The sequence below is a fragment of the Actinotignum stranguriae genome (assembly GCF_051265215.1).
Taxonomy (GTDB): domain Bacteria; phylum Actinomycetota; class Actinomycetes; order Actinomycetales; family Actinomycetaceae; genus Actinotignum; species Actinotignum schaalii_C.
The window spans coordinates 115973-126658 of sequence record NZ_JBOZCJ010000003.1; the positions used below are offsets into that span (position 1 = coordinate 115973).

General features: G+C 61.0%; 9 protein-coding genes. 2 read left to right on the forward strand and 7 right to left on the reverse strand.

Translation table 11 applies throughout. The features are described 5' to 3' along the window. Positions 1-68 precede the first annotated feature (68 nt). The 5 genes from ACRQEG_RS02385 to ACRQEG_RS02405 form a co-directional block, all read right to left on the reverse strand. A complete protein-coding gene (locus ACRQEG_RS02385; protein ID WP_320758170.1) occupies positions 69-899 on the reverse strand; it encodes an exodeoxyribonuclease III in 831 nt (276 codons plus the stop codon). A gap of 1 nt (position 900) precedes the next feature. Then, positions 901-1905: a bifunctional methylenetetrahydrofolate dehydrogenase/methenyltetrahydrofolate cyclohydrolase gene (locus ACRQEG_RS02390; protein WP_320758169.1), complete on the reverse strand. Its 1005-nt coding sequence runs from the start codon at positions 1903-1905 to the stop codon at positions 901-903. After that, positions 1905-3215: a serine hydroxymethyltransferase gene (gene glyA, locus ACRQEG_RS02395; RefSeq protein WP_320758168.1), complete on the reverse strand. Its 1311-nt coding sequence runs from the start codon at positions 3213-3215 to the stop codon at positions 1905-1907. The genes ACRQEG_RS02390 and glyA overlap by 1 nt, the downstream gene beginning before the upstream one ends. A gap of 175 nt (positions 3216-3390) precedes the next feature. Further along, positions 3391-4908: an amino acid permease gene (locus tag ACRQEG_RS02400; RefSeq protein ID WP_435730692.1), complete on the reverse strand. Its 1518-nt coding sequence runs from the start codon at positions 4906-4908 to the stop codon at positions 3391-3393. A 217-nt stretch (positions 4909-5125) separates the two neighbouring features. Then, positions 5126-5647 (reverse strand): holo-ACP synthase, encoded by a 522-nt coding sequence (locus ACRQEG_RS02405; RefSeq protein WP_320758167.1) that lies wholly within the window; start codon positions 5645-5647, stop codon positions 5126-5128. Positions 5648-5837: 190 nt separating this feature from the next. Here ACRQEG_RS02405 and ACRQEG_RS02410 point away from each other — a divergent pair, with 190 nt between their 5' ends. Continuing rightward, entirely contained in the window at positions 5838-7271 is a 1434-nt protein-coding gene (locus ACRQEG_RS02410) for a purine-cytosine permease family protein (protein ID WP_016443002.1), read from the forward strand. Positions 7272-7363: 92 nt separating this feature from the next. Here the strand turns inward: ACRQEG_RS02410 and ACRQEG_RS02415 are convergent, their stop codons facing one another. Next, complete coding sequence (locus tag ACRQEG_RS02415) at positions 7364-8239, reverse strand: variant leucine-rich repeat-containing protein (RefSeq protein ID WP_320758166.1); 876 nt, start codon at positions 8237-8239, stop codon at positions 7364-7366. 234 nt (positions 8240-8473) lie between these two features. On the opposite strand from ACRQEG_RS02415, the gene ACRQEG_RS02420 reads away from it, so the two are divergent. Then, a complete protein-coding gene (locus tag ACRQEG_RS02420) occupies positions 8474-10099 on the forward strand; it encodes a zinc ribbon domain-containing protein (RefSeq protein WP_435730690.1) in 1626 nt (541 codons plus the stop codon). Positions 10100-10411: 312 nt separating this feature from the next. Here ACRQEG_RS02420 and ACRQEG_RS02425 read toward each other — a convergent pair whose 3' ends face one another. After that, the gene (locus ACRQEG_RS02425; protein ID WP_320758007.1) at positions 10412-10669 is read right to left on the reverse strand and encodes a hypothetical protein; all 258 of its coding nucleotides are present in this window, start codon (positions 10667-10669) and stop codon (positions 10412-10414) included. Between the last annotated feature and the right edge of the window lie 17 nt (positions 10670-10686).

Genomic DNA, 10686 nt, shown 5'->3' on the forward strand with positions numbered 1-10686 from the left:
AGCCATCGTACGTGAGGCCTACGACAAAAACAGACGTTTTGATTCCTCAACGGTCCTGAATAGTACGCCTAGAGCTGGTAGTCCACCGTGAGCGGGGCATGGTCGGACCAGCGCTCCGCGTAGGAGGATGCTCGCCCGACAGTAAAGGCTTGCGCGGTGGCGGCAAGTGCCGGGCTGGCCATATGGTAATCGATGCGCCAACCCACGTTGTTGTCAAAAGCTTTGCCGCGCTGGCTCCACCAGGTGTAGGGGCCTTTGCCCTCATGCCCGCTGCGTTCTAGCAATGCGCGTTGCACATCCACCCAGGGGCCACCGAACCACCGATCCAGGTAGGCGATTTCATCGTCAAGCACCCCGGAGGTGCGATTGTGGTTGGACTTCCAGTTCTCAATATCAGCTTCGGTGTGAACGATATTGAAGTCCCCGGCAACTAGGGTGCGTGCGGCCGGGTCGAATTGTGCTAGGCGGGCACTCACCCGCTCGAGGTGCGCGTATTTTGCCGCCATTTTTTCCGGATTATCCGCCACTCCCGAATGCAGGTAGGCGCTCACCACCCGCAGCTGGAGATCCGGGAGTTCCACTTCAAGCCAGCGCCCGCTATCCACCGGGGCTTCAAAGCCAACAGGTTCCCCATCAGCTCCCACGCCCAGGTGATCCCGAACTTCACCTACGCCAATGCCTTCGCGTACTGCTACCGCGACTCCGGCCCGGCCTTTGAGTTCGGAAACAGCCGTGTAGACCTGATAACCGGTGCCCGCGAAAATTTCTGCGGTGATATCCGCGGGGGCACGCACTTCTTGGAGCAGGACGATATCCGCCGCGGTAGCCTCCAACCACGCCGCGATTCCTTTTCGCGCCGCCGCGCGAATCCCGTTGACGTTGACTGTGCTGATCCGCATATCATTCCCTTTCGTGTCCAGTCCCGGAATGCTCCGGGAGGATATGTGCTGCCGCGGGCGATCCTGCTGGGATCTGCTGTTCTGCGGCACACGGGACCGCCGCGTATTCACCAGCCGTGCCGTGTTGTTCCGCCAGGTAGCGTTCAGCCATATCGACAACGTTGCTGAGCAGCATCACCCGAGTCATCGGGCCGACCCCGCCAGGATTCGGTGATATCCAGGCTGAGTGTTCACGCACGCCCGGGTCTACATCCCCAAGGGTGCGCCATGTGCCTTCCGCGGTGCGCTCCCGGGTTACCCCCACATCAACAACAACGGCGCCGGGCGCCACCCATTCCGAACGAACGAAACCAGCCTGGCCTACCGCGGCGATAATGACATCCGCGTGCCGGCATAGCTCGGGAATATTCGGAGTGCCGGTATGGCAGAGCGTCACGGTGGCGTTAATGTTCTTCCGGGTAAGGAGAAGGCCAATGGTTCGCCCCACCGTGATGCCGCGCCCGAGGACCACTACGTGTTTTCCCGCAAGATTGAGCCCGTGGCGTTCGATCAGCTCCACTATGCCGGCCGGGGTGCAGGGCAGCGGGGAGGTGAGCTGCCCGCTCACGCCTGCCACCAGACGCCCGAGGTTAACCGGGTGAAGGCCATCAGCATCCTTATCCGGAGCGATTGCTTCGATGAGGCGGGATTCGGGCATCCCGGCGGGAAGCGGGAGTTGGAGAATATATCCGGTGCAGGCCGGGTTGGCATTGAGCTCATGCAGCGCAGCGGCAACTTCTGCCGCGCTCGCGCTAGCCGGCAGCTCTACTTGCAGAGAAGCGATACCTACCTCCGCGCAATCACGGTGCTTACCGCGTACATACGCCGCGGACGCCGGATCATCGCCCACCAGCACCGTTCCGAGCCCGGGAGTGTAGCCGCGGGCGCGCAGGGCATCCACCCGCACCCGCAGTTCATCTTTGATAGTGGCGGCGACGGCGCGCCCGTCCAGAAGTTGTGCTGCCATTACTGACCTTCCCCGCTCCGGGTGGCGCCAACCTGGTCCAGACCAGCGTAGAGCGGGAAGCGGTCCGTGAGCGCGCGTACCCGAGTGCGCAGTTCTTCGACCGGTGCCGCGTGGCCCCCGATGAGGGCGCGGGCGATAATATCGGCAACTTCCGTGAATTCTTCCGGGCCGAAGCCGCGGGTGGCCAGCGCCGGGGTGCCGATGCGCAGCCCGGAGGTGACGAACGGCGGGCGGGGGTCATAGGGAACCCCGTTGCGGTTGACGGTAATACCGATACTACCGAGCAGGTCCTCCCCTTCCCGACCGTTGATCGCGGCATTGCGCAGATCCACAAGGACCAGGTGGACATCCGTGCCCCCGGAAATAATCGAGATTCCGGCCTGAGCCACATCAGCTTCCGTGAGCCGCGCGGCCAGAATCTGGGCCCCTTCCAGGGTGCGGAGTTGGCGCTCGCGGAATTCTGCCGTGGCCGCGTACCCGAGAGCCACCGCTTTCGCGGCGACCACGTGCATGAGCGGGCCTCCCTGGTTGCCCGGGAATACCGCGGAATTAAGCTTCTTGCCGTATTCCTCCCCGCGCGCGGAAAGGATCATCCCCGAGCGAGGCCCACCTAGGGTTTTATGGATGGTGGTGGTGACCACATCCGAGTACGGGAGGGGGTTGGGGTGCAGCCCGGCGGCTACCAGGCCGGCGAAATGGGCCATATCAGTCCACAACACGGCACCGACTTCATCGGCAATGGAACGGAAGGCCGCGAAATCCACATGCCGCGGATAGGCGGACCACCCGGCGATAATCATGGCGGGGCGTTCGCGCAGGGCGGTTTCACGCACCTCATCCATATCGAGAAGATAGGTTTCCGGGTTGACGTGGTAGGCAGCCACATCGTAATTGCGCCCGGAGAAATTAAGTTTCATGCCGTGGGTAAGATGCCCGCCCTGATCAAGGGCCATACCCAGTACTTTCGCCCCCGGTTTCACCATCGCGTGGTAGACAGCGGCATTCGCTGAGGCACCCGAATGCGGTTGCACGTTCGCGTAATCCGCCCCGAAGAGGCTTTTTGCCCGCTCTATGGCGAGGGTTTCGGCCTTATCCACCCATTCGCAGCCCCCGTAATAGCGCCGCCCGGGATAACCTTCCGCGTACTTATTGGTGAGAACAGAGCCTTGAGCTTGCAAAACCGCGCGGGAAACAAAGTTTTCCGAAGCGATCATTTCCAAGCCTTCTTGCTGGCGGCGCAATTCCCCGGTGAGAATCGCGGCAACTTCCGGGTCCGCCACGGCTAAAGGTTCATCCAGTGGTGTACTCATGTCTCTCCTCCACACCTTCGCTGTTAGGTCGACAGTCTACCGCGGGGTTACGACACAAAAATTGTGGCGCAGCTTTCCGGACCACGCGGGCCGTTGCGGCGTCGTCGTACACAGGCTCGTAGAAAATGCAGCCGCTCCGCGCAGAAACACCGCGCCGCACGGAACAACGCGCCGCTCAGGAAATCTTGGGGGCGCTCAGGTCTGCGCGGGAGAGATCCGCGGCGGGGCTCTTCGTGATGAGTTTGTGGCCCCACCACAGGCCAAAGAACAACGGCAATCCGATATAGGAAGAGAGCAGATCGAGGGCGCCACCGCCGGAGGTAATAATGAGGTAGCTCTGCCCCACGATGACCACCGCGCACATCACCAGCGCCACGATGGGACCGGCCGGGTAGAACCGCGCCTTGAAGGGGAGTTCGTCAAGGCTACGGCCCTGAGCGATAAAAGCGCGCCGGAAATTGTAATGGCTCCACGCGATACCCATCCACGTGATAAAACCGGCCAGTCCGGAAGCATTGACGAGCCAGGCGTAGGCTTTGCCATCGCCCATAAAGGAGGAGATGAAGCAGGCGGTGGCCACCAGAATCGTGATGATCATGGCGTTGAGCGGGACGCCGCGGCGGGTCAGGCGCGCCAGGAATTTCGGGGCGCTGCCCTGCTCGGCGAGGGCGAAAAGCATGCGGGTGGACACATAAAGTCCGGAATTACCAGCGGAGAGCACCGCGGTGAGAATAACGGCGTTCATGACGGCGGCCGCGAAAGCTACCCCGGCGCGCTCAAACACCAGAGTGAAAGGCGAGACCGCAATATCGGAAATATCGGTGCGCAGCAGGTTCGGATCGCTGTAGGCCACCAGGGTGCCCACCACCACGATGGCGCCGATGTAGAAGATGAGGATGCGCCAGAAAATTGTGCGAGTGGCGCGCGGGACGGTGGTGGCGGGGTCGCGGGCCTCCCCCGCGGCGATCCCCACCATTTCAGTGCCCTGGAAGGAGAAACCGGCCACCATGAAGACCGCGAGGATTCCCGCGCCGCCATTGACGAACGGTGCCTCACCTTCCGTCCAATGAACCAGTCCCGGGCTGGCACCGAAAACACCGACGATCATGAGGAGCCCCACCGCAATAAAGGCGAGAACCGTCACCACTTTGATGAGAGCGAACCAGAATTCACCTTCGCCGTAGGTGCGCACCGAAAGCGCGTTGAGCAAAATGAGGAGGGCCAAAAAGACCGCGGACCACACCCAGCCGGGCGTATCCGGATACCAGTACTTCATGACGAGCGCCGCGGCGGACAGCTCGGCGGCCACGGTGATCGCCCAGTTGTACCAGTAGTTCCAGCCGGTAGCGAAACCGAAAGAAGGCGAAACGAAACGCCGTCCGTATTCTTCGAAGGAGCCGGCCACCGGCAGGTAGGCCGCCATTTCCCCCAAGGATTGCATGAGGAGGTAGACCATCATGCCGATAAGCCCGTAGGCCACCAGCGCTCCGCCCGGGCCGGCCTGACTGATTGTTTCTCCCGAGGCCACGAAAAGCCCGGTGCCAATCGCCCCGCCCACCGCGATCATGGTGAGGTGGCGGGCGTGCAGGCCGCGCTGCAGCTGCGGCTCGGCGGATTGTTGCGGCTGCTCGGATCGCTCAGCCTGCCCAGCTTGCGTAGCTCGCCCAGGTTGTCCAGCGTGCTCTGGTGCCACGTTATCTCAGCTCCTTCATCGCGGCGCCCCTGTGGGCGGGCCCGCTCCCCGCGGTGGCCGCGCCACCGCCTCAGTGCTTCGTTCGTACCGGCACACGGTAGTGTACGCCAACGGTAGTGCGCTACCGCTTCTCAGAGCGTGAGCCACGGGTCTATTTCCGGCCGGTTCGGGGTGTAGCGGCGGCCGGTTCGGGGTGTAGTGCGGTTTAGGGCGCGGTTTACCGGGTGGGTGCGGCCCGGTGCGCCGCATTATTGTTCTGGTATTCAATAAGAACGACGGCGCTAGCCACGTTCCCATCGTGACTCATCGACACGTGAATATTCACGCTCCCCAGGGTTTTATGAACCGCCCCGGCTATCGGCGCCCCGAGGATAATCGCCGGGCGCCCCCAGCGGTCGTTGGTGACTTCGATAGCGTCCCAATGTCCCTCGGGTAGTACCGGTTGGGAACCGTACAACGCTGCCGACCACGCTTTAATAAAGGCCTCTTTGGCCGCCCACCGCGCCGCCAGGTGGGGGGCGAGCTCCGCGGCCGGAATAACAGTTTCAAAGCCGGCATCTTCAGCGGCCGGGGTGGCGAAAGCTCCGGCGGCCTCAGTGCGGGTGTGGCGTTGGGCCCGGCGAATCGCGTAGCGCATTTCCCGCGCGGTAAAAACGTTGCGGAAGCGGGAGCCGGGTAGATCCAGCTGCTGAGCGAAGGCATCGATGGCGACGGTATCGGTTCCAATTCCCGCGATCACCGCGTGCTCCTTCCCGGTAACGTATCACTTTGGCCAGCTCCAGACCAAAGCGGCGCCGTCGTTCCCTGTGACTTTCGCTCACACGTAACTTTCCCTTTTATGGTAAACGAGACCACCGGTTCTTGTCTGCTCTTCCCGACTTTCGCTTTCCCTCTTCCATTCGCCGCTGAGCTGGAGAAAGATAGTACCTATGGCATCGATAGAGACAACCGGTATCGAAATAGTCGACGATAGTGAGCGCACCGCGAAACCCCGGCATCTTTTCCTGCCGTGGTTCGCCTCGAATATCTCCGTTTTTGGGATGAGTTACGGGGCGTGGGTGCTTGGATTTGGTATTTCTTTCCCGCAGGCGCTGGTTATCACGGTCATCGCCGTGATTCTTTCCTTTGCTATTTGCGGGGTCATCGCGCTGGGCGGCAAACGCGGCTCGGTGCCTACGATGGTCATGTCCCGGGCAGCTTTCGGGGTCAGCGGCGCAAAAATTCCGGGCATTATTTCCTGGCTGACCTCCATCGGCTGGGAAACTTCGCTGGCCATTACCGCAGTTCTGGCCACCAATACGGTGCTCGCGCGGCTGGGGTGGGCCGGGGAAGATTCCACCACGGTCAAAGTGGTAGCGGCAGCAATTGTTGCCACCCTCATCGTTTTGGGCGCGGTGGCCGGCTACCACATTATTATGAAAATGCAGGCGGTTCTCACGTGGATCACCGGCATCACCACCATTATCTATATTATTTTAGTTTTCCCGCATCTCGACGCCGGCGCGCTCTTCTCCCACTCTTCCGGCTCAGTGGCGGCCATGCTCGGAGCTTTCGTCATGGTACTCACCGGCATGGGCCTGGGCTGGGTGAATATCGCGGCGGATTGGTCGCGCTACCAGAGCCGGGAGGCGCGCGGAAGCCACATTATTTTCTGGAATACCCTGGGCGGTTCCCTCGGCCCGGTGGTGCTCATTAGTTTCGGCCTCATGCTGGCTGGTTCAGATGACGCCCTCTCCGAAGCCATCGGCTCTGACCCGGTCGGGGCGCTGGCCACCATCCTGCCCACCTGGTTCCTTCTCCCCTTCCTCCTCACCGCAATTCTTTCGCTGCTGTCGGGCGCGATTAACGGTATTTATTCTTCAGGGCTCACGCTCCTGACCCTAGGTATTCGGATTCCGCGGCCGCTCGCCTCCCTTATCGACGGTGTCATTCTCACCGTGGGAACCGTATACGTCACCTTCTTCTCGCCCACGTTTATCGGCCCCTTCCAGTCCTTCCTGGTTACCTTGGGGGTACCGCTTGCCGCGTGGACCGGCATCATGATGGCGGATATTACTTTGCGTAAGCGTGATTACGACGACGCCGCACTCTTCTCCCCCACCGGCCGGTACGGCAAGTACAACGTGACCTCCCTGGCCATCTTGGCGGTGTGCTGTGTGATCGGCTGGGGTTTGGTAGTCAACGGCTTCTCTGATGCGCCCTTCAATGATTGGCAGGGCTACCTCCTCCCCCTCATTGGCGGGGTGGACGGACCCCTCGGTTCGGGCAATATTGGAGTGATCCTGGCCCTCATCATCGGCTTCGTGGCCTACTACGCCCTGTGCGGGGCGCGGGTGCGGCGCCAAGAAGTAGAGATGATTTAGCGCTCCCCATACACAAGTGGGGCGGACATTTTAATACTGTCCGCCCCACTTTTATGATTTTACTTTTTCTTGCTATGCGCAAGCTTTCCTCGTTATTGCTGCTTTTTGACCACCAGTACGATAGCCCAGATGGAGAAGGCAATATTCACGATGGTGGCGAGGATAAAGAGGATGAAGCCGAAACCAACGCTGGCAACTTCAGAGAAATGGGAGAGCTTCGACAGTGCGTCCATGCTCCCGATGAACAGCAGAATTCCGAAAAGCAAACCCACCCCGCCGGCGGTAGCCATCGTCCATTTCTTCTTGATCACAAGAGCAAGCGTGGAGAAAACAGCCGCGATGAAGTAGCAGAAAAGAACGGTGGCACCCACTCCGGAATCGCCCGACATCATGCTGACAGAAAACCCAAAGCTGGAAGCAAAAGGCAGGAATACGCTGAGCATCGCAAGCACCTGAGCACCAATGAGCACGGCCGGCACAATCGTGCGCCAGTTAATGCCGCCCGCCGCGGAAGCAGTCGCGAAGCTCTGGCGCACCGCACCGGCCTGCTGGGCGACAGCCGGCGCCACCCGGTTACTAACAAATTCCTTGGCGCCGGTGGCGAATTGCTTGAGGCCCTCTTTCATATCCCCCACGGAATTATCGGGAACACCCGGCCCGGCCACGGCGCCCTGCGCCACGGCCTCCTGGTATTCCCGTAACGTGGGTTCACGCCCGTTATCCAGCTGGAAACGAGCTTGCCACTGTTCGGCAGTGAGGGGCTGCGCGGCATGCGCCGGGGCCTGCTGGCCCTGAGCTTCGGCCTGGCGCTCGCGAATCCAGGAGACCAGTGCCGGATAGCACTGCGGGTGCACCGCGATAGCATCCCAGAGGTCGGGACGCTGGGCCGCGACATCGGCAAGATCCCGCGCGGTAATCTGCGGGTCTCCCAAGTTTTCAAGGGTCATCGTGCGCGGATCGTACATCATAGCCGTTCTACTTTCTCCCATAGAATTTTCGTTCCGTGACAACGCGGACGAAAACCCGTGTAGCTACTAATAGTTTCTATGGTTAATATACGGAGTTTTCTCCTGTAGCAACTGTATCCCAGCTACCCTGGATACGTGGAGTTTATGAAAAACTCTACAGGTACGACGGCGGGGCTCATCACGCGAGTTCCACCTTCCACGTCACCGTACTCCATCTGTGAGGAAGGACTTTCTATGACTAACGGACCTGACCAGTTCCCACCGTCCACGCCGGTGCCCCCGCCTCCGCCTCCGCCGCCCTCCGCGCCGAGCCCTGAGGAAGCGGAGCTGACCCGGACGATTCCGCCCGTCGAGGAGGTGCCGGCAGCGCGGCCCGAGGCTACTCCGGCGCATCCGCTCGCGGTCCCGGTGCCTCCCCCGCAGCCCGATCCTGAGGCCGCATTCTCTGCTGAGACCCCGGCGGGTGATTCGCCCGCGCCAGCGGCGCCGTCGCCCCTGCCCCCAAGCGAGCCTGAAGCATGGCTCACCACCGAGGCTGATGCGGGTGCGCCCACCCGCATCGCACTTCCGCGAATGCTCGAGGAGATTCCGAGTGCGACCAGTGCCGGGGCTGCCCCGGATGCGATACCGGCTCCTGACTACGCACCCGCTCCCGGTTATGTGCCGCACTCGGACTACGGCACCCCGCCGCAGAGCTACGCACCTCCGAGTGGCTACGGCACCGCGCCGAGTCCCGCGGCAGGACCTTGGGCGCAGGGAGGAATGTACCCGGCCACTGCGATGCCCGCGGTGCCACACCAGAAGAAATCACATAAGAAATTGTGGATCAGCCTGGTGGTTCTGCTCGTGCTCGTCGTGGCAGGCGTTATTAGTTTTAAGGTAGCGGCCAGTAAATTCGCTCCAGAGAAAACTGCCGAGGCATATCTCTCCGCGATTGTGGAAGGGAAGGCTAGCGCAGCGCTCGAGGTATACGACCCGAATGTGCGTTCCGGGGAGCGCCTATTCCTCAGCGATGAGATTTATAGCAAGGCCACGAATCGGCCCACCGATTTTGAGGTAATCTCCGCCTTTAAACAATCGCAGCCGGGCGGGAAAAATACCGTGCACGTGAACGCCGAATTCACCATCGATATGAAGAAATATCCGGTTGACCTGACGCTCAGCGAGCGCGGCAAGAAATTCCTGTTCTTCTCCGAATGGCAAGTGACCGATGCGCCACTGGGGACCGTGGAGCTACGTTCCGCCACGCCGCGCGTGACTATTAATGGGGTCGACGTCGATCTTTCGACCACGGTGGACCTGGCCACGAAGGGCGAGCGCGCCAGCGAGTACTACTCACTCCCCGCTTTCCCGGGGACCTACACGGTGGGTGCCCAGGGCGGTGATACCTTCGTGAGTTTCGGGGAGACGGAGAGTGTATCCGTTCCGGTTATTGGCCCGGGTTCCTCGGCATCCATTGAACCGAGCTTCACCCCCGAGGTAACCGCGGAAATCCAAAAGCAGGTCAATTCCCGCTACGAGGCGTGCATGCCCGCCGATACCTTCGAGGTGAAAGACTGCCCCGAATTGAATATGAGCGATCCTCTTTTCCAAGCCGTGACGGAGATTCGACGCTCGTGGAAGGAAGAGCCCAAGGTTGAGGTGGAAGCCACCAGCCTGCGCTACGAGAATGGCGCATACGTGGGCACCGCCAAGGTCAAGGGCAAGGCTATTATTAATTACAAGCAGCGCTACAGCGAGAAGGATCCCTGGAAAGAATCGGAGTGGCCGGTCAATATCTGGGTGAACCGCACCCTGCGCTTCGAAGTGAAGGACGGGGCGATCACGGTGGATTTCTCCAAGGATAATTACGGCTGGTAAACGGGGGCTCATAACGGTATGCCGTTAGCTCGGATCCAGTCCAGTACTGCATGAACCGGGCCCGGTGTCGCACGGTGGACCGGGCCCGGTATGTGTTTTCCGGGGTGTACTGCGAATGTCGTACATACGAAGTACAGCTCTGAAAACACCTAGCGCCCCCGCAGATGCCGGTGTGACTCCTGAGGTTTGACTTATAGGACCTCAGCGTCCGGCAAACCCGCTTGCTCGGGCGTGCAGTAAATTCTTTGCCACTTCTCGTCTCGGCTGATCACCGCGAGTTCACCAATGCTCAGCAACCATTCACAGGCAGTTTTAACCGGGCTGCTGCGTTCCCAGCCCTACCCCACCGCGCGGCCGAGCTGCGAGTGCGCCGGCGAGCAGAACCAATTCTTGGGATCTGCGCACGGCCTGTAGCGAATCAATCTGGACGCAGCCGAGGTGCTGGAAAACATCGGCGATAGAAGGCTCGGCGCTGCGAGCTTCCGGGGCAAGCATCTGCGCCGTCACCGCAATTTTCCGCGCTGTTGCAATATCGATGCGATACCGCGGCTCACTATCAGGATTCACCATCACGGTATTGAAACATC

Excerpts from the sequence above, each read along its gene's own strand:
- ACRQEG_RS02385 (WP_320758170.1), bottom strand. The coding sequence starts at position 899 with ATGCGGATCAGCACAGTCAACGTCAACGGGATTCGCGCGGCGGCGCGA.
- ACRQEG_RS02390 (WP_320758169.1), bottom strand. The coding sequence starts at position 1,905 with ATGGCAGCACAACTTCTGGACGGGCGCGCCGTCGCCGCCACTATCAAA.
- glyA (WP_320758168.1), bottom strand. The coding sequence starts at position 3,215 with ATGAGTACACCACTGGATGAACCTTTAGCCGTGGCGGACCCGGAAGTT.
- ACRQEG_RS02410 (WP_016443002.1), top strand. The coding sequence starts at position 5,838 with ATGGCATCGATAGAGACAACCGGTATCGAAATAGTCGACGATAGTGAG.
- ACRQEG_RS02415 (WP_320758166.1), bottom strand. The coding sequence starts at position 8,239 with ATGATGTACGATCCGCGCACGATGACCCTTGAAAACTTGGGAGACCCG.
- ACRQEG_RS02420 (WP_435730690.1), top strand. The coding sequence starts at position 8,474 with ATGACTAACGGACCTGACCAGTTCCCACCGTCCACGCCGGTGCCCCCG.
- ACRQEG_RS02425 (WP_320758007.1), bottom strand. The coding sequence starts at position 10,669 with ATGGTGAATCCTGATAGTGAGCCGCGGTATCGCATCGATATTGCAACA.